Genomic DNA, 22,458 nt, shown 5'->3' with positions numbered 1-22,458 from the left:
GGAGGCGCGCTCCTTTCCTTCCTTCGCGCCTACCGGGTTAGCTGACGGGTTCGGAGCAGGAAGGTCTCCTACGGCTGGGTCCGGGCGATGCCCCGACCCTGCCGATTCACCCCAAGGAACATGGTTCCCCGGCTCCCATGGCCTGCCCGGAGGCCGGCCGGCGGGATTAGGCGACGGCGCACGGTGCCGTCTGGGTACGGCGTTGCGGTCCGCGCTGCGTTATCAAACGTTAATCCGAGAGCCCCCCGATTCCAAGCCATCCGTTGATGACGACCGGACACGGATCGGACGCTGCGCGGTCCGATGGGCGATTTGTGACGTTTGATGACACCTGACACTACCGAACGTGAGAGGACGTCAACGAACGGGCTCCCATCTGAGTACGACTACTCATGTGCGACCGGAGCCGCGCGGCCATTCTGGGCGCCATGAGCGCACCGATGCAGTCACGCACCACGGCCGCCTACTACATCCAGGCCGTCCTGTCCTTCGCCCTCTCCGGCACCGCCCTCGGCGCCGGGATCGCCTACCTGCCGGTCGAGCCGTGGACCAGGGCCTTCCTCGCCGTCGGCCTGCTCTGGACGGTCACCTCGGCGTTCACCCTGGCCAAGGTGGTCCGGGACCGGCAGGAGACCACCGATCTCGTCACCAGGGTCGACCAGGCCCGGCTGGACAAGCTGCTGACCGAGCACGACCCGTTCAAGGTGGAGGGAGTCTGACCGGCCCGGGCGCGGACCGCCGCTCGGGAGGGCTTGACGGCTAAGGCTATTAGCCTTAGCTTTATGGCTATCGGCACTCGCCGACGACCGCCCGAGGAGGCTCCCATGAACGGCACCATCGCCCCCGCCACCCGCTACCTCGACCTCCCCGGTGGCCGGATCGCCTTCGACGACACCGGGCGCGGCGACGGCACCCCCGTCGTCCTGCTCCCGGGGATGCTCGACAGCCGGGCCGCGTACCGGCACCTGCGCCCGCTGCTGACCGCCGCCGGCCGCCGGGTGATCACCATGGACCTGCGCGGCTTCGGCGACTCCTCGATCCACTGGGACGACTACTCCCCCGCCGCGATCGCCGGAGACGTGCTCGCCCTGCTGGACCACCTGGGCATCGACCGGGCCGTCCTGGCGGGCAACTCCTACACCGGCGCCAGCGTGGTCGGAGCCGCCGGGGACGCCCCGGAGCGGGTCGCCGGGATCGTCCTGATCGACGCCTTCGTCGAGAACGTGCCGCCCACCGCCCTGCAGCGGACGGTGGTCCGGGCGATGGGCGCGCTGCTGGTGCGCTCGCCCGCGTTCTGGGGGCTCTACCTGCGCAGGGCCGCCTTCCCCGGCCCCAAGCCCGCCGACCACGAGGAGTACGTGGCCGGGCTGGTCTCCGCGCTGCGCACCCCGGGCCGGCGGGCCGCCACCCGGGGCTATGTGCACGGCGACTCCTCGCCCCTCGGCTGGACCTCGGCCGTGCACTGCCCGGCGCTGGTGGTGATGGGTTCCGAGGACCCCGACTTCGGCGACCCGGAGCTGGTCGCCGACCGGCAGGCCGCCGCGCTCGGGGCACGCAAGGTGATGGTCGAGGGTGCCGGGCACTACCCGATGGCCGACCACCCGGAGGCCACCGCCGACGCCCTGCTGGGCTTCCTCGCCGAGCTCGCCTGACCGCTCGATCACTCGATCGCTCGATCGCCCGATCGCCTGGGACCGCACGCGCCGTCCGCCCGGCCGCCGCCGTCCAGCGCCGCCCCCTCCACCGATCCACCACGCCCACCACGCCCGCCGCGCCCACCAGGAGACCCCCGATGCCCCGAGTCGGACTCACCCCCGAGCAGGTCGTCGACCACGCCCTCGCCCTCATCGACGAGCAGGGTCCCGAGGCCCTCACCCTGGCCGCCGTCGCCGCCCGCGCCAAGGTCGCCACCCCCTCGCTCTACAAGCACGTCAGCGGCGGACTGGCCGAACTGCGCCGACTGGTCGCCGTCCGGGTCACCGAGGAACTGGCCGACCGGCTCGCCGGGGCGGCGCTCGGCCGGAGCGGGGACGAGGCGGTCGCCGCCGTCCTGCGGGCCTACCACGCCTACGCCACCGAGCGCCCGCACCGGTACGCCGCGCTGCCGCAGGCCCCGCGGCCGGACGAGGACCTGTCGAACGCAGCCGCCCGGCTGGTCGGGGTGATCGTCGCGGTGCTCCGCGGGTACGGGCTGGAGGGTTCCGAGGCGATCCACGCGGCGCGCACGTTCCGCTCGCTGGCCCACGGATTCGCGGCGCTGTCGACGGCTGGCGCCTTCCAGCTCGCCGAGGACCTCGGGGAGACCCAGGAGCGGATGATCACCGTACTGACCGCCGGACTGCGCGGCTGGCCCCGCTGAGCCCGGACGGGTCCGGAGCGGGCACGGAGCGACAGGGCGGTGGGGACGGCGAGGCCCCGGGGGGGTGGGGGCCAGGGGCCGTCCGGGCGGGAACGCCGAAGGGCCCGGAGCGCACCGCTCCGGGCCCTTCGGACTGGTGTGGGGCTAACAGGACTTGAACCTGTGGCCTCTTCCTTATCAGGGAAGCGCTCTAACCGTCTGAGCTATAGCCCCGCGCCGTTACGACCCACCGCCCCCAGGGCGGCACGTCGTAGGGAGAAGGGTACCGGACCCGGCGGGGCCCCACGCACACCGGGCGCCCCGGGCTCCCGGGGCACACCGTTCGACTCTCCCCTCACCCGATTAAGAAATAAGGTATTAAGAATTAACTGCCCCATAAGGCACCGGAGAGGCCGGCCATCCCCGTGGACCCGCGCAGCAGCCCCACCGCGCGCAGTGCCATGCGCTGCGTCCGCTTATTGCTGGGCTGCGCGGACGCCGCCGAACTGCTCGGCACCGTGCTCGCCGAGGGCCCGAGCTGGATCACCGGTGAGGGCTCGGCGCTCTACCTGCTGGACTCCACCGGAATGCTCCGGCTCACGGCCTCCCACGGCCTGCCCGACTGGGCCCACGAGCGCTACAGCGTGGTCGACCCGGCCGGGGACCTGCCCGCCGCGATGGCGCTGCGGCTGCGCCGTCCCTATCTGCTGAGCCCCGAACGCACCAGCGCCGACTATCCGAACCGGAACGCCGGGATGGGCACCGGGATGGTCGCCGTCGCCACCCTGCCGATGATCGTCGACGGCCGGCCGCTGGGCGTCCTCGCCCTGGCCCTCGCCCACCGGGGGACGGTCCCCCGGCGCGACCTGGACGTGCTGGAGACCCTCGCGGACGCCTGCGGGCACCGGCTCGGCCACCTGCTGGAGCACGCCAGGGCGGGCACCGGGGCGCTCGGCGGAACGGGCGGGACCGGAGGGCACCCGGGGCACGGCGAGCAGCCGGGACGCGGAGGGCACCCGGGACGCGGAGGGCACCCGGACCGGGGTGCGGCGCACGGGGTGCGCCCCGGCCCGTGCGCAGGCGCCGCCGATCCGGCCGCCGCGACCGCCCACTCGATGCTCTCGCTCGCCGTCCGGGCCTCCGGGCACGGGGCCTTCGAACGGGATCTGGTCACCGGCGAGACCCACTGGGACGCCCAGGCGCTGCGGCTGGTCGGCCGGCCGGCGCCGGAGCGCGGCGGCACCTCCCCCGCCCCCTCCCTGGACCTCGTGGTCCACCCCGAGGACCTCCCGGACGTCCAGGCCGCCATGGCCGAGGCCCTCGCCACCGGCGGCCCGTACCGGATCCGCTACCGGGTGCCGCGCCGGGGCGGCGGGGTGATCCGGATCGAGGAGACCGGCGAGGTGATGCTGGACGTGCACCGCCGCCCGGTGCGGATCGCCGGCCTGATCGCCGATCTCGACCACGGCCGGACCCCCGGCGAACGCCCGCCCGGGGACGGGGCGCCCGGCGGCCGGTCCCCGGCCCCGTCCGGCCCGGGCTCCCCGTCCGGCCCGGGGCAGGAGCCCGCCGGCACCACCGAGGGCACCTCCGCCGCCGGGGCCCGGTCGGCACTGCTGCTGGCTCTCACCCGGGCACTGTCCCGGGCGGTCACCGTCCGGGACGTCACCACGGCCGTCACCGACATCTGCCGGCCCGCCTTCGGGGCGGCCGGCATCGTGCTGGACCTGGTCGACGAGGGGCGGCTGCTGCCCGTCTCGCACACCGTCTACGGGGGCGAGCGGCGTACCGAGCTGACCCGGCTGGCCGACCTGTCGGAGGGCGTGATGCAGCGCGCCCTGGCCCGGTCGGCCCCGCTGTTCAGCGAGCCGGCCCGGCGCGGACGCGGACGCGGGGCCGACCGGACGGCCGGTCCCGCCGGCGGGACCGGCCGCGGCGAGGGCGACGGGACGGGCGGCGGGACCGGCAGCCCGCTCGCCCCGGCCGCGTGGGCGGTGCTGCCGCTGATCGCCTCCGGCCGGCAGGTCGGCTCCTGTCTGATCACCTTCGCCACCGAGCGCGCGTTCGGGCGCGAGGACCGCACCCTCTACTCCTCGTTCGCGGGCATCCTGGCCCAGTCCCTGGAGCGGGCCCGGCTCTACGACACCCACCACCACCGGGCGACCGAACTGCAGCGGGCGATGCTGCCGCGCACCCTGCCCCGGCTGCCCGGGATCGCCAGCGCCGCCCGCTACCTGCCGAGCACCGAGGGCATGCAGATCGGCGGCGACTGGTACGACCTGCTGCGGCTCCCGGACGGCCGGATCGGGCTGGTGATCGGGGACGTCCAGGGGCACAACGCCGAGGCCACGGCGGTGATGGGGCAGTTGCGCAGCGGACTGCGGGCCTACGCGACCGACGGGCACGACCCGGCCGCCACGCTCGCCCGGACCAGCCGGCTGCTGACCGAGCTGGACACCGAGCTGTTCGCCACCTGCCTGTACCTGACCCTCGACCCGGCCGACGGCACCGTGCGGGCGGCCCGCGCCGGACACCCGGCGCCGGTCCGGGTCACCGCGGACGCCAGGGCGGTGGAGCTGAACCTCCCCGGCGGACCTCCGCTGGGCGTGGCTCCCGAGCGGCCGTACCCGCTGGCGGTCGAGTACCTGCCGCCCGGCGAGACGCTGCTCGCCTACACCGACGGCCTGGTGGAGGACCGCGAGGAGGACTACGACGAGTCCGTGCACCGGATGCTCGGCGGGCTGGAGCTGTGGGCGCGCAACACCGGGCCGGTCCGGGTCGAACCGGGGCCGGACCTGGAAAAGCTGGCCGATCTGCTCACCCTGAACGTGACCGAGCGGCGTTCGCGTCCGGACGACGTCGCGTTGCTGCTGTTGCACCGTTTGTCGGCCGTGCACCAGCGGGGCTGACGGGACACCGGTCGACTGCCCACGGACAGACCGATCGCGTTCGAACCAGTGCGAACCGGCGTGGTATTGACGGGATATCGATGAGATCCGGTCACCTGGCGAGATCCGGTCGCACCTTCATAGGATGATCGCCCTAGAATTCGCCGCGTGACGATGACTCAGTGGTGCGCAACGGCAACAGGCGTGCTCGCCGCTCTCGCCCTGGTGGCCGCCGCCCGCTACCGCGCGGTCTCCGCCACCCAGCGGCGTCGGGTCACCCAGCAGCAGCACGAGATCACCCGCCTCCGGGAACAGCTCGCGGCCGAACTCTCCCGCCGCGGAACCGAACTGGCAGCCGCCCAGCAGGACCAGGAACTCAACGCCTCCACCCAGCGGGCCTTCCTCAGCGTCGCCCGCCGGATCCTCGTCATGGCGCACGACCAGCAGGCCCTGCTGGACGAGATGGAGCGCACCCACGACGACCCGACCCTGCTGGAGGGCCTGCTCAAGGCCGACCACGCGGCCGCCCAACAGGCCCGCCTCGCCCAGACCCTGGCCGTGCTCTGCGGCGCCAGGGCCGGCCGCCACTGGCCCGAGCCGGTCTCGCTGGAGGACGTCGTGCGCGGCGCCCAGTCGCGCATCCTGCCGTTCCAGCGGGTGATGATCCGCAGCCGGATCGAGACCGCCGTGGTCGGCGCGGCCGCCGAGGCGCTGATCCACGCCGTCGCCGAACTGCTGGACAACGCCACCCGCTACTCCCCGCCCAGCACCCAGGTGTACGTCACCCTGATGCCGGTCCACAACGGGGCCGTGATCGAGATCGACGACGGCGGCGTCGGGATGCCCGAACCCGCCGTCGAGAAGGCCGCCGACGCCCTCGCCGGCGGATCCACGCTGGAGGTCTCCCGCCTCGGCGAGGTGCCCCAGCTCGGCCTGGCGGCGGTCGGCCGGCTCGCCGAGCAGTACGGCTTCCGGGTCACGATCGGCTCCGCGCCCTCGCCGTACGGCGGTGTGCGGGTCGTGGTGCTGCTGCCGAACGCGCTGCTCACCGAACCGCTGCCGCCGACCGTGCCGGGCCTGGGCCGGGGCGACGCGGTGTTCGGCGGACCGGCGGCGCCCGCGCGGTCCGCGCCCCGCGGTCGGGCCGTCCCCCGGCCCGGCCCGACCTGCCCGGGCCGGCGGCCCACCCGGACGCCCACCCGGACGCCGCGACGGCGTACCCGGACGTCCCGGCCGACCACCCGCACCCGCCCCACGAGCCGCATGCGCCGCACGTGCCGCATGCACCGCACGTGCCGCACGACCCGTACCAGCCCTACCAGCCGTACACGCCGCACTCGTCGTACCCGTCGCACCCGCCCCAGGGCGTCCCGTACGACCTGGACGACCCCGCCCCGTACGACCCCGCGACGGCCACCGGCTACCCGCCCGTGTACCCCCCCGTCACCGGCTACCCGACCGCCGACGCCGCACCGGACACCGCACCGCCGCCGCTGCCCCGCCGGAGCCACCGCCGCGGCCGCGCCGCCACCCGGCACGCCGCCAATGCCGCCCCCACTCCGCCGCCGGCCCCGCCGTACCGCTCGGCGCAGCAGGCCCAGGCGTTCATGTCGATGTTCCAGGCCGGCACCGCCGGCGGCCGCTCGGCCGCCCGGTCCGGCTCCCAGGACCCGCACGAGCCTTCCCTTCCCCCTTCCCCCCAGCTTCCCCAGCGCCCCGGAGAGTTCCATGACCACCACCCCTGACCTCGGCTGGCTGCTCGCCGACATCGTCAACGTCCCGCAGGTCCAGCACGCCGTCGTGGTGTCCAACGACGGCCTGGAGATCGGACGCAGCGAGGGCATCGTGCGCGAGGACGCGGAGCGGCTCGCGGCGGCCTGCTCCGGCCTCCAGTCGCTGGCCCGCGGCGTCGCCCAGGGCTTCGGCGGCCGCGGCAGCGCGACCCGGCAGATCGTCATCGAGTACGGCGGCGGCTACCTCTTCATCGTCGCCGCCGGGGCCGGGGCGCACCTGGCGGTGGTGACCGGCGACGACGTCGACGCCGGCCTGGTGGCCTACCAGATGCAGGTCCTGGTCGAGCGGATCGGCACCCACCTCACGAGCCCGCCGCGCGCCGATCTCGCGGCGGGGGGCCAGCGGTGAGCGGCGGTCCGGTCCGCCCCTACGTCATCACCGGCGGCCGCAGCCGGCCCACCCGCACCGAGCTGGCCTTCGAGAGCCTGGTCGTCGCGTTACCCGACCGGCCCGAACTCCCCGAGCACGCCCTGCTCAACCGCGAGCACCGGCGGACCCTGGACCTCTGCCACAGCCTGCTGTCGATCGCCGAGGTGGCGGCCCACCTGGGGCTGCCGCTCGGAGTCGTCAAGGTCCTGGTCGGCGACCTCTGGGACCTCGGCGCCGTCCAGGTACTCCCGCCCGTTCCGCAGGCCGAACGCCTGCCCACCACTCTTCTGGAAGAGGTACTCGTTGGCCTCCGCCAACTCCGCTGACCCGGTCGCCGGCCCTCCCGCCGCACCGCAGTACCTGCCACCGTCCGTCCAGGGCGCGGTGAAGATCCTCGTCACCGGCCCGTTCGGCGTCGGCAAGACCACCCTGGTCGGCTCGCTGAGCGAGATCTCCCCGCTGCGCACCGAGGAGACCATGACGGCCGCCAGCAGCGGCGTGGACGACCTCACCGGGCGCGGCGGCAAGACCACCACCACGGTGGCGCTGGACTTCGGCCGGATCACCCTCAACCCCCGGCTCGCGCTGTACCTGTTCGGCACACCCGGACAGCAGCGGTTCTGGCCGCTCTGGGACGACCTGTCGCGCGGCGCGCTCGGCGCGATCGCGATGGTCGACCTGCGGCGTCCGGACGAGAGCTTCGACGTGCTCGGGCGGCTGGAGGAGCAGCAGATACCGTTCGCGGTCGCCGTCAACACCTTCCCGGACACGCCCAGTTACCCCGAGGAGGAACTGCGGTCGGCACTGGACCTGCTGCCCGGGGCGCCGATCCTGTACTGCGACGCCCGGGACCGGCGGGCCTCCTACGACCTGCTGATCGACTTCGTCGACCACCTGTACCGCACCGCCGTCCTGGAGCCGCAGCGATGACCGTTCCCGAGCCCGGCACGACGGCCGTCCCGCCGCCCGGGTGCCCCGCGCACGCGACGGGCGGCGGCCTCCCCCCGGCCGCGGCCCACGACGGCGGCCCTCCCGCCGCGGCCACCCACGGCGGCACCCTGCCCGGCGGACTGCCGGTCGGGGTGCCGCTCACCCCGCTCTACGGCTCCGCCGTCGCCGACGACCCGCACGGCCTGTACGCCCGGCTGCGCGCCCAGTACGGGCCGGTGGCACCGATCGAGCTGGAGCCCGGGGTCGAGTCCTGGCTCGTCCTCGGCTACGCCGAACTGCTCGAACTCACCCGCAACGAGGCGCTGTTCTCCAAGGACTCGCGCCGCTGGCGGGTCCCCGCCGAAGGCCGGCTGGCCGCCGACTCCCGGCTCCAGCCGATGACCTCGTGGCGCCCCACCCTGCTCAACCTCGACGGCGCCGAGCACCAGCGGCTGCGCGCCGCCGTCGCCGACACCCTCGCCCGGGTCGACCACCGGCAGCTGCGCGAGACCACCGAGGCCGCCGCCGACGCGCTGATCGACAGCTGGGGCCCCGACGGCACCGCCGACCTGGTCGCCCAGTACGCGCGCCGGCTGCCGCTGCTGGTCTTCACCCAGTTGCTCGGCCTGCCCGACGAGGCGGGCGCGCACCTCATCCGGCTGATCAGCCACATCGCCGACAGCGGCGCCGAATCGGTGCGCGCCAACCAGGAGTTCCAGACCCTCCTGGTCGACCTGGTGCGGCAGCGCCGGACCACGCCCGGCGCCGACCTGACCTCCTGGCTGCTCGCCCACCCGGCCGGGCTGACCGACGAGGAAGCGGTGCACCACCTGGTGGTGCTGATGATCGCCGGGAACGAGACCACCATCTGCTGGACCGGCAACACCCTGCGGCTGCTGCTCACCGACCGGCGCTTCCGGGCCACCCTCACCGGCGGCCGGCTGACCGTCGCCGACGCGCTGGAGGAGGTGCTCTGGCGCGACCCGCCGACGCAGAACTTCCCCGGCCGGTGGGCCACTTCGGACACCGTGCTCGGCGGCCAGTTCATCGCCCGGGGCGACATGCTCGTGCTCGGTCTGGCCGCGGCCAACGCCGACCCGGCCGCCCAGGGCCCCGGCGCCGTCGGGCACCCGTCGATCGGGCACGCCTCGATCGGCGGGAACCGGGCCCACCTCGCCTGGGGCGCGGGCAAGCACGTCTGCCCGGCCCAGCACCCGGCCCGGATCATCGTCGAGACCGCCGTCGAGACCCTGCTGCACCGGCTGCCGGACCTCCAACTCGCCGTCCCCCGCACGAGCTGGCCTGGCGCCCGTCCCCCTGGTCGCGCGCCCTGATCAGCCTGCCGGTGCTCTACAGCGCCTTCACCCCGCCCCGCCCGCCAGCTCCCGAGAGGCCCTCCGCATGGACACCGCCGCAGGTACCGCAGACTCCGCAGACACCGGGGACGGCCCCGGGCGCAGCACCGGGGGCGGCACCGGGGGCGGCCTGGGGGGCGGCCTCGGGAACGACCTCGGGGACGGCCTCGGGGGCGGAAGAGCCGAGCCCGTCGTCCTCGACGCCTTCGGACGCGACCAGCACGGGGAGAACGCCCGGCTCCGGGGAGCCGGGCCGGCGGTCCTGGTGGAACTCCCTGGCGGGGTGGTGGTCTGGGCGATAACCCACCACGACACCCTCCAGGAACTCCTCGCCGACCCCCGCGTCGGCAAGGACCCCCGGCTGTGGACGGTGTTCCGGGAAGGCCGGCTGCCCGAGGGCTGGCCACTGATCAACTTCGTCACCGTCCCCGGCATGATCACCGTCGACGGCGAGGACCACCGGCGGCTGCGCGGACTCGTCACCCAGGCCTTCACCCCGCGCCGGGTGGCCGCCCTGCAGCCCGCCGTCGAGGCCAGGACCACCGCCCTGCTCGACCGGATCTCCGAGCTGGACGGCGCGTTCGACCTGCGCGAGCACTTCGCCTACCCGCTGCCGATGCAGGTGATCGGCGAGCTGCTCGGCCTGCCGCCCAAGCAGCAGGACGAACTGCACGAGCTGTCCGACACCCTGGTCTCCAGCTCCGCCACCCCCGGGGCCGCCGCCGCCGCGCAGCAGTCGCTGTTCGCGCTGCTCGCCTCGGTGGTCGCCGCCAAGCGGGCCGAACCCGGCGACGACCTGACCACCGACCTCATCGCCGCCCGCGAGGAGGACGACCGGCTCGGCGAGCCGGAACTCGTCGGCACCCTGCTGCTGATGCTGGTGGCCGGGCACGAGACCACGCTCAACCTGATCACCAACGCGGTGCGCGCCCTGCTCGCCCACCCCGAGCAGCTGCGGTCGGTGCTGGAGGGCACGGTGCCGTGGTCGGCCGTGGTCGAGGAGACGCTGCGGTACGACTCGCCGGTCGGACAGTTCCCGCTCCGCTACGCCACCGAGGACATCCGGGTCGGCGAGGTGGTGATCCGGCGCGGCGAGGCGCTGCTCGCCTCGTACGCGGCCGCCGGACGGGACGGGGCCCACTACCCCGACGCCGACCGCTTCGACCTCGGCCGGACGCCGAACCGGCACCTGTCCTTCGGGCACGGCCCGCACTTCTGCCTGGGCTCGGGGCTGGCCCGGCTGGAGGCGGAGACGGCGCTGAGGTTCCTGTTCGAGCGCTACCCCGGGCTCGCGCTCGCGGACGGGCCGGAGCCGGAGCCGATCGCCTCGTTCGTCAGCAACAGCGTGCGCACGCTGCGGGTCACGGTCTGACCTGCCGTTCGCCGCGCGGGCCGCGGTGACCTCGGGGCGGCCGGGTCGTTGGGGGGTTCATGAAGAAACTCGCCACCCTGGCCGCCCTGACCGTGGCCGGTCTCGCCGCCGCCGTGCCGTCCGCGTCCGCCGCCACCTCGACCGCGGCGTCCCCGGACGCGCTCGGCGGCCTGTCCAACGGGATGACCCTCTCCCCCGCCGACCTCCTGCTGCACGAGGCGAAGGACCTGCCGGTGGTCGGCGGCACGGCGAGCGAGATCGAGGCCATCGGCACCAACCAGATGAGCCACCCGGGCCTCAGCGGCGAGATCGGGCACGGCCTGTGAGCGGCGTGCGGCGGCCCACCGCGCTCCTGCTGGCCGCGCTGGCGCTGGCCGCCGCACCGACCGCGGCGTTCGCCGCGGACTCCGGCTCCGGTGCCGACCCGGGCCCGGGCTCCGGCTCGGCCTCGGCCTCGGCCTCGGGCTCGGGCTCGGGCTCGGCCTCGGGCTCGGCCTCCGGTGGCGCGGCGACCGGCCCGGACTTCGCGGCCGCCGCGGCCTGTCTGCAGGAGTTCGCGGCCGTCCCCGCCCTGGGCAGCCACGGCGCCGGGCCCACCACCTGCTCCAACGGCAACATCGTCAACCACGCCATGGGCACGCTCGGCACGCTCGGCGCGCTCACCGGCTGACGAACAGCCCCTGCAACTCCCCGTAGTCGAGCCCGCCGTCGAGCGCGGAGTACGTTCCGTCCCCGTACACCTCCTCGGCGGCGCGGCGCACCGCCGCGTACGCCGCCTTCGCCAGGCCGGGTCCCAGACTGATCCTGGCCACCCCCAGTGCCGCCAGCTCCGGCACGGACCGCGCGCCCGGGCCCGCCAGTACATTGAGCGGCGCCGGGACGGCCCCGACCAGTGCGGCGATCACCGCCGGGTCGGACACCCCCGGGGCGAACACGCCGTCCGCGCCCGCCTCGACGTAGGCCCGCAGCCTGGCCACCGCCTCGTCCAGCAGCTCCGCCGGGTCCGCGGTGCCCCCGGCGTGCAGGAAGACATCGGTGCGGCCGTTGACGAACAGCGGCACTCCGGCCGCGTCCGCCGCCGCCCGGGCCGCCGCGATCCGCTCGGCCGCCTCGGCGACCGGTCGGCCCCCGTCCTCCAGGTTGACGCCGACCGCGCCGGTGGCGAGCAGGGCTTCGACCGTCCCGCCGACACCCGCCGCGGTCCCGGCGAACCCGCTCTCCAGGTCCGCCGTGACCGGCAGCGGGCCGGCCGCGCGGACGATCAGCTCCGTCTGTGCCAGCACCCGCGAGCGGTCGGCGCCCTCGCCGTCGGGGCTGCCGAGCGTCCAGCTGACGCTCGCGCTGGCCGTGGCGAGGGCCCGCGCCCCGGCCGCCGCGACCAGCCGGGCGCTCGTCGCGTCCCAGACGTTGGCGAGCACCAACGGATCGCCGGGGCGGTGGAGTTCACGCAGGGAGCGGGCCTTCTCCCGCTGCTCGACCGTCATCCTCCGCCGCCCGCTACTTCGCGGCCGGGCTGAGCCGGGTGCCGACGCCGATCCGGTTCCAAGCGTTGATGGTGATGATCAGCGCGATCAGCTGCGCCAGCTCGGCCTCCTCGAAGTGCGCGGCCGCCTCGTCGTAGACGGCGTCCGGCACATGGCCCTGGGTGAGCAGGGTGAAGGACTCGGTCAGTGCCAGGGCGGCGCGCTCCTTGGCGGTGAACCACGGGGTCTCGCGCCAGGCCGGGAGGGAGAGCAGGCGGTGGTTCTGCTCGCCCTGGCCGAGGGCGTCGGTGCTGTGCATGTCGATGCAGAAGGCGCAGCCGTTGATCATCGAGGCGTGCACCTTGACCAGCTCGGCGAGGGCCGGGTCCACGCCCTGGCGGGCCCGGCGGTCCAGGCTGATCATCGCCTTGTAGAAGTCGGGGGCGAGGTCCGGCAGCGAGATGCGCTGGGCGGGCGCGGGGACCGGGGTGTCGGCGGGGGTGACGGGGGTGTTGTTCGTGGTCGTCATAGCGCTCAGCCTAGGGGCGTGGTGGCCTGGCGGTTCGGTACGTTCGGACACGAAAATCGTGGGCCACTCCAGCGGCGGGTACTTGCCGCCGACCGCCCTCCGCCACTCTCTCCCGTCCCCCTGCTTGCGCGCTCCGCACTTTGCAAAGTGTGACTTTGCAAAGTGTGGAGAAGAGCGGGGAGGGCGGCGAGGGGTGTGAAAGGGTGGAAAATGCCCTAATCAGGGCGGCTCAAGGGGCAGGGCTCGGGTTGCGCGCACTTTGCAAAGTGGACTTTGCAAAGTGCGCGGAGCATGGGGCGCGGAGCATGGGGCGGGTCGGGGCCGGGCGAAGGGCCCGGGAGCATCCCGGGCGCCCCGAGCTTCCTGGGCCTCCTGGGCGTCCGGCGTGTCCGGACGCCCAGGAGGCTCAGGACACCGGGAACGCTCAGGACGCCCGGAGCGCCCGGAGCGCCCGGAACACCGTCGACGCCCGGGCGCCCGGCCCCCTCCCGATCGACGAACAGGCGTGCGAGGATCGCGGGGAGGGCGAGGTCAGGGGGACTGGACGTGTGTACGGCGTTCGTGAGCATCGAGCCGTCCGCGGCGGTGCCGGTACTGCTGCTGTCGGTACGGGACGAGTACACGGGACGGCGCTGGTCGCCGCCCGCCCACCACTGGCCGGCGCAGCCCTCGGCGGTCGGCGGGCTGGACCTGGTCGCGGGCGGGACGTGGCTCGCGGTGGAGCCGGGCAGCACGGACTCCGGCGCCTCCGGACCGGTCGCGGCCTGCCTGCTGAACGGATTCGGCACCTCGGCACCGGAGGCCGCCCGGCTCTCGCGCGGTGAACTGCCCCTGCTCGCCGTCCGCGGCGGCCGGATCGACGCGCTGGACCTCGACCGGTACGACCCGTTCCACCTGGTCGTCGTCCGCCCCGAAGGCGCCCGGGTGCTGAGCTGGGGCGGCGGGACCGGCGGCCGGCTCGTCGAGCTGGAGCTGCCGGCCGGGCTGAGTGTCGTCCTCAACGACGGACCGGAGGGCCTGGCCGAGAACCGCACCGCCTCCGAGCGGATCCGCGCCCTGATGGCCGCCCGCGCCGCCCACTTCCGGGCCCGGTTCGAGGCCGAGCCCCGTCCGCTCCCCCTGCTCGGCACCCCGGACACCGAGCGGGCCTGGGGCAGCTGGCTGCCTGTCGTCACCGGGGACGGTCTGCCCCTCGACGCGCCCGCCGCCCTGGTCCAGCGACGCGACTTCGGGAACGGCCGGATCTGGGGCTCCTCCTCGATCTCCCTGCTCGCCCTCGGGCCGGAGGGTGTCCGCTACGACTTCGCCCCGGCCCCGGTGGGACCGGGCGGCGACGGCTGGCGACGGGTGGAACTGTGAGCGGATCCCAGTGACAGGCGGACGGCGGGCGCCGAGTAGCGTTGACCGCCACTCGGCTCCGTTCACCGTCGCTCACGCCTCGGCGCGGGCCTCACGCCAGCGCCTCGCGACGACATCGCTGACGTAGTACACGAACTCGCTGCCCCGGCCCTCGCCCGCGGGCACCTCGGTCCACCACATGGGCCAGAACTCCCGCTCGTAGTGGGCCTTCAGGACGCGGGTGAAGCCGGACAGGGCTCCGCGCAGCCGGGTGCGGTCGAGCTTCAGCGCCCCGGCCAGGTCGCCGTAGCCGACCCGGGTACCGGGCTGCTCGGCGAGGATGTCGAGGATCGCCACGACCACCTGGACGGAGTCGCGGCGGTCGCTGATCAGCGTGCGGAGGTCCTCGACGGTCCACTCGTCGCGCCGGCGCTGCTGCTCGCCCTGCGGGGACCTGATCGCGAGGTCCCCGGCGGTGGGCGCGGCGGCGGCACCCGCGGTGACGCCGCTGCGCTCGGCGATGAAGGCGTACACGGCCGGGACGAGGTGGGCCGGCACCGGTACCGACACGTACTCCGGGTTCTCCTGGGACATGACTGGGTCCTCCCCTCCTGCGGCCGCCCCCTGCGGTCGGCCGCAGGACGATCCTGGCACATCGTCAGCGCCGACGTCCAGCCCTTAACGCCTACTAGTAGCTACTAATGGCCGCTAGGGGATGCGGAACTCCTGGGACTTGTTGCCAGGGGTGCAGGCGGTCATGGTGAGCTGGGCACCGACACCGTTGTCGGTCAGGCAGTTCTGGCCCATGTAGTCCTTCAGGTAGAAGGCCCCCGGGACGGTGGCGGCCGTGACCGTCCAGTTGGTGAGGAAGCTGAAGCCGTTGGACAGCGCCACCCGGCCGTCCATCTCCTGCACCAGGACGGGGGCGCTCAGCTTGCAGGGGTTGAACTGGTGCCAGCTGCTGGGGACGGTGTGCACCCAGCCGTAGGCGGTCGCACCGCCCATGACCACGGCCTGGCCGCCGGTGAGGCTGTCCTGGGACAGGCCCATGCGGAGACCGTCCCCGACATTGGTGATGTAACCCCAGTTGGTACCGCCGCAGCCGCTCGCCGGAGCACCGCCGGGGGCGGTGGCCGGGGGCGACGCGGTGGCCTGGGGCGCGGTGGCCGGGGCTGCGGACGGTGCGGCAGGGGCGGGCGGTTGGGTCTGGGCGGCTGTCTGCTGAGGTGCTTGCGAAGCACCGGGAGCCGACGACGGGGACCCGCCCGGCCGGGACGCGGAGGTCGACGGCGGGGCGGTGGGCGACGGAGTGGGCTTCCCAGTCGGGGCGACCGGGGCGGCCGCACCGGTCGGCACGCCGGACTGGGCACCCGGGACGGTCGGGACGGCGGGCGACGTCGGGGACGGGGACGGCGCCGGGGGCTGGCCCCCGGTCGGCGACGCACCCGCCGGCCAGGCGGTCATGGTCACCGTGACCGCGGGCGGCGAACCCGGCTCCTGGGCCTGCGAGGTGAACGGCCCGCGGTCGACGAGCAGCGCGGTGGCCGTACCGACCGAGATCACGATCGGCAGGACCACCGGCACCAGGAAGCCCCGCCTGCGCGTCCGCCCGGCCGGTTCCGTGCTCGCCACGGGGGCCACGGCGGCGACCGGTTCCGCGGCCGCCGCCTCCACCGCCGGTGGGTCCGTGGGGACCGGCTCCGCGGCCGCGGGCTCCGCGACCGCGGACGCCGGGAGCACCGGGAGCACCGGCGGACCCTCGCCGCCCGCCGCCGCCCGGGCCGCGTCCGCCATCGCCGCCGCGTCGGCGAACCGCTCGCCCGGGTCCTTCGCCAGCGCCGTCGCGACGAACGCGCGCACCGCCGCCGGGATGTCCCCCGGCAGCTCCGGCGCGGGCTCGCGCAGATGCTTGAGCGCCACCTCCAGCATGCCGCCGCCGGTGAACGGCGGCCTGCCGACGAGCAGTTCGTAGCAGACCACGCCGATCGCGTAGAGGTCGACGGCCGGGGTGACGGCCTTGCCCTCCGCCTGTTCCGGAGCCATGTAGAGCGCGGTGCCGATCACCGCGTGCGAGGCCGTGAGCCTGGTCCCGGCCATGGACCGGGCGATGCCGAAGTCCGTGACCGTCACCCGGCCGTCGGCCCGGAGCATGAGGTTGGACGGCTTGACGTCGCGGTGCACGATGCCGCGCCGGTGGGCGGCGTGCAGGGCGTCCAGGGCCTCGGCGAGCAGTCCGAGCGCCCGGGCGGGCGGGAAGGCGCCGTCCGCGGCGAGGACCCGGTCCAGCGGCCGGCCGTCGACCAGTTCCATCACCAGGTAGGCGAGACGGTCGCCGTCCGCGTCCGGCGGCTCCTCCTCGCCGTAGTCATGCACGTCGACGATGCCCTGGTGGTCCAGCAGGGCGAGCAGACGCGCCTCGCGGCGGAAGCGTTCGGCGAAGGTCACGTCGGCCAGCAGCGCCGGGTGGAGGATCTTCACCGCCACCGGCCGCCCGAGCACCGAGTCCTCGGCCCGCCAGACGGCGCCCATCCCGCCGCCGCCGATGCGCCCGGTCAGCGTGTAGCGCCCGCCGAGCACGGTCCCCCGACCGGTCATGACCGCCCCCGTGTCCTACTCGAACGAACTGTCCGTCGGCCGACCAGTCTGCCACGCGCCACTCGGGCCACGGCACCTCCATCGACCTGCGGTGCCATGGCTGTTGACCAGGCGTCGGCCGCTCCGCCGGATACGATTGCCTGATGAACGACACCATGGTCCTGCCCGTCGACGCCGACCCGTCCGCCCCCGCCCTGCTGCTCCGGCCCTGGCGGAACGAGGACGCGCCCGCGCTCGTCGAGGTGTACCGGGACCCGGTGCTGCGCCACTGGACGACCTCGGTCGTCGACGACGAGGCGGACGCGCTCCGCTGGGTCGGCACCCAGCAGGAGGCCTGGGCGGCGGGACACCGGTTCGCCTTCGCCGTCCTGGAGGCGCTGCCGGGCGCGGAGCCGGGGCCGCCGTTGGGCAACCTCGTGCTCAAGCGGGTCTCGCCCGGCGGGCACACCGCCGAGGTCGGCTACTGGACGTCCGCCCCCGCCCGGGGCCGGGGCATCGCCCCGCGCGCGCTGGAGGCGCTCACCGGCTGGGCCTTCGACACCCTCGGCCCGACCGGACTCCAGCGGCTCGAACTGTTGCACCAGGTGGACAACACCGCCTCCTGCCGGGTCGCGGAGAAGAGCCGGTACGCCTTCGACCGCGTCCTCACCGCGGCCCCGCCCGCCTACCCCCTCCAGGGCCATCTGCACGTCCGGCTGCGATCGACCCCCGAACAGGTCCGGTAGCGCAACGGCTGCCCGGCGCCCTGGGTGGCGCGAGAAGTCGGCGAGGTCGACTTCCCGCACCACCCAGGGGCACCACACCCGCACCCGCCGCGCCTCGGGGCCGGCCGGGACACGGCAGCGAGTAAGCCACACAGAAAGTCGGCGGGCCCGACTTTCCACGCCACCACACCTCACCGCACCGTGAGGAAACCTTTCCGCACGACTCCGCACGACCCGACGGCCCGAGAACCCAACGGCCGGACGGCGGCGGCGCAGGAAGTCGGCGACATCGACTTCCTGCGCCGCCCAGGGGCACCGCACCCGCACCCGCACCCGCACCCGCCGCGCCTCGGGGCCGGCCGGGACACGGCAGCGAGTAAGCCGCACAGGAAGTCGGCGCGCCCGACTTTCCACGCCACCACGACTCACCGCACCGTGAGGAAACCTTTCCGCACGACCCGGCGACCCGGCGACCCGGAGGCCCGAGGACCCAACGGCCGGACGGCGGCTGCGCAGGAAGTCGGCGACGTCGACTTCCCGCACCACCCAGGAGCACCACACCCGCACACGCCACCGCCGCACCCCGGTGCCGGCCGGGACACGGCAGCGAGTAAGCCGCGCACAGAAAGTCGGTGCGCCCGACTTTCCACGCCACCCGCACCCAGAGGAAAGCTTTCTGCACGACGCGGCGGCCCGAGAACGCAGCAACCGGGCGGCGTCCGTGCAGGAAGGCAGCAGCATCCACCTCCCGAACGGAATCGGCGCCGCACCCCCGAGGACCCGGACTCGGAACCCACGCAGGAAGTCGAGCACACCGACTTCCTGCGCCGCCCAGGGGCACCGCACCCGCACCCGTCACCGCCGCGCCCCGGGGCCGACCAAGACACGGCAGCGAGTCGGCCGCACAGAAAGTCGGCGCGCCCGACTTTCTGTGCCACCCGCACCAAGAGGAAAGCTTTCTGCACGACTCCGCACGACCCGGCGACCCGAGGACACAGCGGCCGGACGGCGGTCGCGCAGGAAGTCGAGCGCGCCGACTTCCTGCGCGGCGCGCGCGGGGAGGGCCGGTGGCGGCGGGTCAGCGGCGGGTCAGTGGCGGGGGGCTCCGGCGGCGCAGAAATCCTCGAGCAACTCCGCCAGCGCCTCCGGGCGTTCGAGGTGGAGGTCGTGGGTGGTGCCGGGGACGCTGGCCAGGACGGCGTCGGGGCGGTCGCGGTGCATGCGGTCGAGCTGCTCGGCGTCGATGATGGTGGACTGCGCGAGGACGAGCAGGGTGGGGCAGGCGATCCGGCCCCACTCGGCCCACCAGGAGCGATGGGTGTTGTCGGTCAGGGCCGCCACCATGATGTCGGGGTCGAAGCGCGGGTGCCGGCCGTCGGCGCGTTCCTCCAGCCCGGCCGCCCATGCCTCGCCGACGGGGCCGCCGCCGAGGAATTCCACGGCGGCCGACAGCGTGGCGAACGGGGCGGGCCAGGAGGCGAACCAGGCGCCGATGTCGGCGACGGTCCCGACCGGAGTGGCGGCCGGTCCGGCCTCGACCAGCACCAGGCGCTCCACGAGCTCCGGGTGCGCGGCCGCGGCCAGCATCGCGGCGTGCGCACCGTAGGACTGGCCGAGCAGGGTCACCGGGCCGAGGTCCAGTTGCCCGATCACGGCGGCCACGTCGGCGACGTGGGCCGCCCGGGAGACGTCGGCCGGGCGGCGGGTGCTCGCGCCGTGGCCGCGCTGGTCGACGGTGACCACCCGGAACCGCGTCCCGAGGTGCCGGGCGAGCGGGTCCCACTCGCCCCCGTACCCGGCGAGTCCGTGCAGCAGGAGCAGCGGCGGGCCGTCGCCGCCACGGTCGTGGCAGACGAGGGTGACGTCGTCGCGGATCACGGTGCGTTCGGTCATCGGTGGTCGGTCTCCGGTCGGTGTTCGGTCTCCGGTCGGTGTTCGGTCTCCGGTCGGTGTTCGGTCCCCGAAAGCCCCCCGGCCTCCAGCCGGCGCGCCCGCTCGGTGAGGTGCCGGCGTTCGGGGGCGCTGGTGGTGCGGCGGGCGGCCTCGCGGTAGGCGGTGGCGGCCGCCGGGTCGCCGAGCAGTTCCAGCAGGTGGGCCCGGGTGGCGAGGAGGCGGTGGTGGCGGGCGAACCTCCGGTCCTCCGCCAGCGGGGCGAGCGCGGCCAGGCCGGCCGCCGGCCCGTCCACCAGGGCGAGGGCGACGGCCCGGTTGAGGGTGACGAAGGGGTTCGGCCCGAAGCCCTCGAGCACGTCGTAGAGGGCCAGGATCTGCGGCCAGTCCGTGGAGTCCGCGTCCGGCGCCTCGTCGTGCACGGCGGCGATCGCGGCCTGGACCTGGTACGGGCCGACCGGTCCGCGCGGCAGGGTCCGGCCGATCAGGGCCACGCCCTCCTCCAGCAGGGGCCGGTTCCACCGCGAACGGTCCTGCTCCGCCAGCGGCACCAGGACCCCGCCCGGGCCGGTGCGGGCGGGCCGGCGGGCGTCCGTGAGCAGCATGAGGGCCAGCAGTCCGGCGGTCTCGGGGTCGTCCGGGACCAGCCGGAGCAGCAGCCGGGCCAGCCGGATCGCCTCGGTGGAGAGTTCCGGGGCGGTCAGGTCCTCGCCGTCGCTGGTGGTGTAGCCCTCGTTGAAGATCAGGTACAGGACCTGGCGGACCTCGGCGAGGCGCTCGGCCGGCTGCCGTGCGGGCAGGCCGGAGGAGCGGACGGTCTGCTTCGCGCGGCTGATCCGCTGCGCCATCGTCGCCTCGGGCACCAGGAACGCGGCCGCGATCCGCGCCGTCGTCAGACCGCCGACGGCGCGCAGGGTGAGGGCGATCCGGCTGGGTGCGGACAGGTCGGGGTGGCAGCAGAGGAACAGCAGGTGCAGGGAGTCGTCCCGGTCGGCGTCGGCCGCCGCGTCGGGGGCGGGGCCGAGCAGGGCGGACTGCGGGGTGGCGAGGGCGAGGGCGTCCTCGCGGCGGCGGCGGGCCGCCTCGCTGCGGACGGTGTCGACCAGCCGCCGGGAGGCGACCGTCACCAGCCAGCCGCGGGGGTTGTCCGGCACGCCCTCGGCCGGCCACTGGGTGGCGGCGGCGATCAGCGCCTCCTGCACGGCGTCCTCGCAGGCGTCGAAGAGGCCGCGGCCGTGGCGGCGCACCAGCGCCCCGAGGGCCTGCGGCGCGAGTTCGCGCAGCAGACCCCCGAGGTCGCCCGGTCCGCCCAGGCCGCCCAGGCCGTCCGGTCCGCCCGGTCCGCCCGGTCCGTCCGGCAGCCTCTCGGGGCCGTCCGGTCCGGGGAGTGGGCCGCCGCTCACACGTCCGCCGCGTCGGGGGACGGGGACTCGTGCAGGACCGGCCACAGCTCCACCGGGTCGACGTCGGCGAAGGGCATGTCGGCGGCGATCCGCTGGGCGCGTTCCAGGCTCTCGCAGTCGAGGAGGTAGAAGCTGGCCAGGTACTCCTTGGTCTCCAGGTACGGGCCGTCGGTGACGACGGGCAGGCCCTCGGCGCGGCGGACCAGCTGGGCGGCGGCCGCGTCGGCGAGGCCGTAGGCGCCGAGGAGTTCGCCGGTCTCGCGGTACCTGGTGTTGAACGCCTCCTGCTTGGCGATCGCCGCCGGCCACTCCTCGGCCGGGAACGCGTCCCACTTGGCCTGGTTGCCGTAGATCATCGCGATGTACTTCATCTCGGGTGTCCTCCCGGTCCGTGCGCTCCGTTCGGGGCGCTCTCACCCTTCGGTCGGAGCGGAGCACGCCACCTCGACATCCCGGGAGCAGGATCTTTTCGACATCCTGCCGGACGGAGCGGCGGGGAGGCAGGGGTCCGGCCCCGCGGGGAGGCAGGGGTCCGGCGCGCCGCCCCGCCGCCGGCCGGGCGGGCACCCGGTCGGCGGCGGGGGGCACCGCGTCAGCCGGCCGTCAGGCCGAGCCGCTCCAGACGCTCCGGGTCGGCGAAGATGTGCAGCGCCGTGACCTTGCCACCGCGCACGGTGAACACCGCGAGCGAGACCGGGCGGCCGTCGGTGAAGGTGGCCACCGCCGGTTCGCCGTCGACCAGCAGCAGGCGCGACTGTCCGTCGAAGCGCGAACCGAACGCGCTCGCCCCGGCCGCCACGTTCCGGGCGCCGCGCCGCAGCACCGCCGGGCGCAGCGCGCCGGCGTCGGTCCTGGCCACCACGTCGGGGTCGAGGACGGCGAGCAGCGCCTCGAAGTCCCCGCCGCGGGCGGCGGTCAGGAACGCCTGCACCACCTCGCGCCGCAGCGCCAGGTCGCTGTCCGGCGCCGGTGCGGCGCCCTGGACCCGTCGCCGGGCGCGGCTGGCGAGCTGGCGGGTGGAGGCGGAGGTGCGGTCGAGGATCGGGGCGATCTCGTCGAACGGCACCGAGAACATGTCGTGCAGGACGAAGGCGAGCCGCTCCGCCGGTGCCAGCGTCTCCAGGACGATCATCAGTGCGATGCCGACCGAGTCGGCCGTGAGTATCTCCTGTTCGGGGTCGAGGGCCCGGAGGCCGCCGATGACCGGATCGGGCAGCCTGACCTCCTGGCCGTCCTGGTGCTCCAGCGGGTCCTCGCGGCGGGCCACCCGCGAGCGCAGCAGGTCCAGGCAGACCCGTCCGACCACGGTGGTCAGCCAGCCGGCCAGGTTGGCCACCTCGCTGACGTCGGAGCGGCTCAGTTTGAACCAGGTCTCCTGTACCGCGTCCTCGGCCTCGCTCAGCGAGCCGAGCATCCGGTAGGCCACCGCCCGGAGATGGGGCCGGTGCTCCTCGAAGCGGTCCGCCAGAAAATCTTCCCCGTCCACCTGT

General features: G+C 74.8%; 21 protein-coding genes, 1 tRNA gene and 1 riboswitch. Of the genes, 13 read left to right on the top strand and 9 right to left on the bottom strand.

The window, feature by feature from the left end; translation table 11 throughout:
• Positions 1-12: 12 nt before the first annotated feature.
• Positions 13-183: riboswitch (cyclic di-AMP (ydaO/yuaA leader) on the bottom strand.
• A 245-nt stretch (positions 184-428) separates the two neighbouring features.
• From BLU95_RS21235 to BLU95_RS21225, 3 genes are all read left to right on the top strand, one after another.
• A complete protein-coding gene (locus BLU95_RS21235; RefSeq protein WP_173862092.1) occupies positions 429-719 on the top strand; it encodes a YiaA/YiaB family inner membrane protein in 291 nt (96 codons plus the stop codon).
• Positions 720-824: 105 nt separating this feature from the next.
• Positions 825-1,652: an alpha/beta fold hydrolase gene (locus BLU95_RS21230; RefSeq protein ID WP_093861424.1), complete on the top strand. Its 828-nt coding sequence runs from the start codon at positions 825-827 to the stop codon at positions 1,650-1,652.
• Between the two features lie 140 nt (positions 1,653-1,792).
• The gene (locus tag BLU95_RS21225) at positions 1,793-2,359 is read left to right on the top strand and encodes a TetR/AcrR family transcriptional regulator (protein ID WP_093861423.1); all 567 of its coding nucleotides are present in this window, start codon (positions 1,793-1,795) and stop codon (positions 2,357-2,359) included.
• A 139-nt stretch (positions 2,360-2,498) separates the two neighbouring features.
• Here the strand turns inward: BLU95_RS21225 and BLU95_RS21220 are convergent.
• A tRNA-Ile gene (locus BLU95_RS21220) sits at positions 2,499-2,572 on the bottom strand.
• A 191-nt stretch (positions 2,573-2,763) separates the two neighbouring features.
• Here BLU95_RS21220 and BLU95_RS21215 point away from each other — a divergent pair.
• The 8 genes from BLU95_RS21215 to BLU95_RS21180 all read left to right on the top strand — a co-directional run bounded on the left by BLU95_RS21215 (position 2,764) and on the right by BLU95_RS21180 (position 11,716).
• The gene (locus BLU95_RS21215; RefSeq protein WP_093861422.1) at positions 2,764-5,247 is read left to right on the top strand and encodes a SpoIIE family protein phosphatase; all 2,484 of its coding nucleotides are present in this window, start codon (positions 2,764-2,766) and stop codon (positions 5,245-5,247) included.
• A gap of 153 nt (positions 5,248-5,400) precedes the next feature.
• Positions 5,401-7,368, top strand: coding sequence for a roadblock/LC7 domain-containing protein (locus BLU95_RS21210; protein WP_231978808.1), 1,968 nt, complete (start codon positions 5,401-5,403; stop codon positions 7,366-7,368).
• Positions 7,365-7,715: a DUF742 domain-containing protein gene (locus BLU95_RS21205; RefSeq protein WP_093861420.1), complete on the top strand. Its 351-nt coding sequence runs from the start codon at positions 7,365-7,367 to the stop codon at positions 7,713-7,715. Before BLU95_RS21210 ends, BLU95_RS21205 begins: the two co-directional genes overlap by 4 nt.
• Entirely contained in the window at positions 7,693-8,319 is a 627-nt protein-coding gene (locus BLU95_RS21200; RefSeq protein ID WP_093861419.1) for a GTP-binding protein, read from the top strand. Before BLU95_RS21205 ends, BLU95_RS21200 begins: the two co-directional genes overlap by 23 nt.
• On the top strand, positions 8,316-9,653 hold the full coding sequence (locus BLU95_RS21195) for a cytochrome P450 family protein (protein ID WP_197698608.1): 1,338 nt from the start codon (positions 8,316-8,318) through the stop codon (positions 9,651-9,653). The genes BLU95_RS21200 and BLU95_RS21195 overlap by 4 nt, the downstream gene beginning before the upstream one ends.
• A gap of 67 nt (positions 9,654-9,720) precedes the next feature.
• Positions 9,721-11,046: a cytochrome P450 family protein gene (locus BLU95_RS21190; protein WP_093861418.1), complete on the top strand. Its 1,326-nt coding sequence runs from the start codon at positions 9,721-9,723 to the stop codon at positions 11,044-11,046.
• A gap of 59 nt (positions 11,047-11,105) precedes the next feature.
• Positions 11,106-11,372 (top strand): hypothetical protein, encoded by a 267-nt coding sequence (locus tag BLU95_RS21185; protein WP_093861417.1) that lies wholly within the window; start codon positions 11,106-11,108, stop codon positions 11,370-11,372.
• Between the two features lie 5 nt (positions 11,373-11,377).
• Positions 11,378-11,716, top strand: coding sequence for a hypothetical protein (locus BLU95_RS21180; RefSeq protein WP_159424961.1), 339 nt, complete (start codon positions 11,378-11,380; stop codon positions 11,714-11,716).
• Here BLU95_RS21180 and BLU95_RS21175 read toward each other — a convergent pair.
• Entirely contained in the window at positions 11,706-12,530 is an 825-nt protein-coding gene (locus BLU95_RS21175; RefSeq protein WP_093861415.1) for an isocitrate lyase/PEP mutase family protein, read from the bottom strand. The genes BLU95_RS21180 and BLU95_RS21175 overlap by 11 nt on opposite strands.
• A gap of 13 nt (positions 12,531-12,543) precedes the next feature.
• Positions 12,544-13,038 carry a carboxymuconolactone decarboxylase family protein gene (locus BLU95_RS21170; protein WP_093861414.1) on the bottom strand — a complete coding sequence of 165 codons (495 nt, stop codon included), beginning with the start codon at positions 13,036-13,038 and terminating at the stop codon, positions 12,544-12,546.
• A 561-nt stretch (positions 13,039-13,599) separates the two neighbouring features.
• On the opposite strand from BLU95_RS21170, the gene BLU95_RS21165 reads away from it, so the two are divergent.
• Positions 13,600-14,397 carry an NRDE family protein gene (locus tag BLU95_RS21165; RefSeq protein ID WP_197698607.1) on the top strand — a complete coding sequence of 266 codons (798 nt, stop codon included), beginning with the start codon at positions 13,600-13,602 and terminating at the stop codon, positions 14,395-14,397.
• Positions 14,398-14,469: 72 nt separating this feature from the next.
• Here the strand turns inward: BLU95_RS21165 and BLU95_RS21160 are convergent, their stop codons facing one another.
• Together BLU95_RS21160 and BLU95_RS21155 are read right to left on the bottom strand one after the other, a co-directional pair.
• Entirely contained in the window at positions 14,470-14,970 is a 501-nt protein-coding gene (locus BLU95_RS21160; protein ID WP_093861412.1) for a hypothetical protein, read from the bottom strand.
• A 114-nt stretch (positions 14,971-15,084) separates the two neighbouring features.
• Complete coding sequence (locus BLU95_RS21155) at positions 15,085-16,971, bottom strand: protein kinase domain-containing protein (protein ID WP_093861411.1); 1,887 nt, start codon at positions 16,969-16,971, stop codon at positions 15,085-15,087.
• 143 nt (positions 16,972-17,114) lie between these two features.
• Here BLU95_RS21155 and BLU95_RS21150 point away from each other — a divergent pair, with 143 nt between their 5' ends.
• Positions 17,115-17,696, top strand: coding sequence for a GNAT family N-acetyltransferase (locus BLU95_RS21150; RefSeq protein WP_093861410.1), 582 nt, complete (start codon positions 17,115-17,117; stop codon positions 17,694-17,696).
• 1,068 nt (positions 17,697-18,764) lie between these two features.
• Here BLU95_RS21150 and BLU95_RS21145 read toward each other — a convergent pair.
• The 4 genes from BLU95_RS21145 to BLU95_RS21130 form a co-directional block, all read right to left on the bottom strand.
• On the bottom strand, positions 18,765-19,568 hold the full coding sequence (locus BLU95_RS21145) for an alpha/beta fold hydrolase (RefSeq protein ID WP_093861409.1): 804 nt from the start codon (positions 19,566-19,568) through the stop codon (positions 18,765-18,767).
• Positions 19,565-20,878, bottom strand: coding sequence for an RNA polymerase sigma factor (locus tag BLU95_RS21140; RefSeq protein WP_093865021.1), 1,314 nt, complete (start codon positions 20,876-20,878; stop codon positions 19,565-19,567). The genes BLU95_RS21145 and BLU95_RS21140 overlap by 4 nt, the downstream gene beginning before the upstream one ends.
• An 86-nt stretch (positions 20,879-20,964) precedes the next feature.
• Positions 20,965-21,339, bottom strand: coding sequence for a YciI family protein (locus BLU95_RS21135; protein WP_093861408.1), 375 nt, complete (start codon positions 21,337-21,339; stop codon positions 20,965-20,967).
• A gap of 221 nt (positions 21,340-21,560) precedes the next feature.
• Complete coding sequence (locus BLU95_RS21130) at positions 21,561-22,454, bottom strand: sigma-70 family RNA polymerase sigma factor (RefSeq protein WP_093861407.1); 894 nt, start codon at positions 22,452-22,454, stop codon at positions 21,561-21,563.
• Positions 22,455-22,458: the final 4 nt, after the last annotated feature.

Source organism: Streptomyces sp. TLI_053 (assembly GCF_900105395.1).
Classification (GTDB): domain Bacteria; phylum Actinomycetota; class Actinomycetes; order Streptomycetales; family Streptomycetaceae; genus Kitasatospora.
Note: the sequence above shows the minus strand (reverse complement) of the source record. Positions and strands in the feature narration are given on the sequence as shown.

Coding starts and splice junctions, on each gene's coding strand:
- BLU95_RS21235 (WP_173862092.1), top strand. CDS start 429: ATGAGCGCACCGATGCAGTCACGCACCACGGCCGCCTACTACATCCAG.
- BLU95_RS21230 (WP_093861424.1), top strand. CDS start 825: ATGAACGGCACCATCGCCCCCGCCACCCGCTACCTCGACCTCCCCGGT.
- BLU95_RS21225 (WP_093861423.1), top strand. CDS start 1,793: ATGCCCCGAGTCGGACTCACCCCCGAGCAGGTCGTCGACCACGCCCTC.
- BLU95_RS21210 (WP_231978808.1), top strand. CDS start 5,401: ATGACTCAGTGGTGCGCAACGGCAACAGGCGTGCTCGCCGCTCTCGCC.
- BLU95_RS21195 (WP_197698608.1), top strand. CDS start 8,316: ATGACCGTTCCCGAGCCCGGCACGACGGCCGTCCCGCCGCCCGGGTGC.
- BLU95_RS21190 (WP_093861418.1), top strand. CDS start 9,721: ATGGACACCGCCGCAGGTACCGCAGACTCCGCAGACACCGGGGACGGC.
- BLU95_RS21185 (WP_093861417.1), top strand. CDS start 11,106: ATGAAGAAACTCGCCACCCTGGCCGCCCTGACCGTGGCCGGTCTCGCC.
- BLU95_RS21175 (WP_093861415.1), bottom strand. CDS start 12,530: ATGACGGTCGAGCAGCGGGAGAAGGCCCGCTCCCTGCGTGAACTCCAC.
- BLU95_RS21170 (WP_093861414.1), bottom strand. CDS start 13,038: ATGACGACCACGAACAACACCCCCGTCACCCCCGCCGACACCCCGGTC.
- BLU95_RS21160 (WP_093861412.1), bottom strand. CDS start 14,970: ATGTCCCAGGAGAACCCGGAGTACGTGTCGGTACCGGTGCCGGCCCAC.
- BLU95_RS21155 (WP_093861411.1), bottom strand. CDS start 16,971: ATGACCGGTCGGGGGACCGTGCTCGGCGGGCGCTACACGCTGACCGGG.
- BLU95_RS21150 (WP_093861410.1), top strand. CDS start 17,115: ATGAACGACACCATGGTCCTGCCCGTCGACGCCGACCCGTCCGCCCCC.
- BLU95_RS21145 (WP_093861409.1), bottom strand. CDS start 19,568: ATGACCGAACGCACCGTGATCCGCGACGACGTCACCCTCGTCTGCCAC.
- BLU95_RS21135 (WP_093861408.1), bottom strand. CDS start 21,339: ATGAAGTACATCGCGATGATCTACGGCAACCAGGCCAAGTGGGACGCG.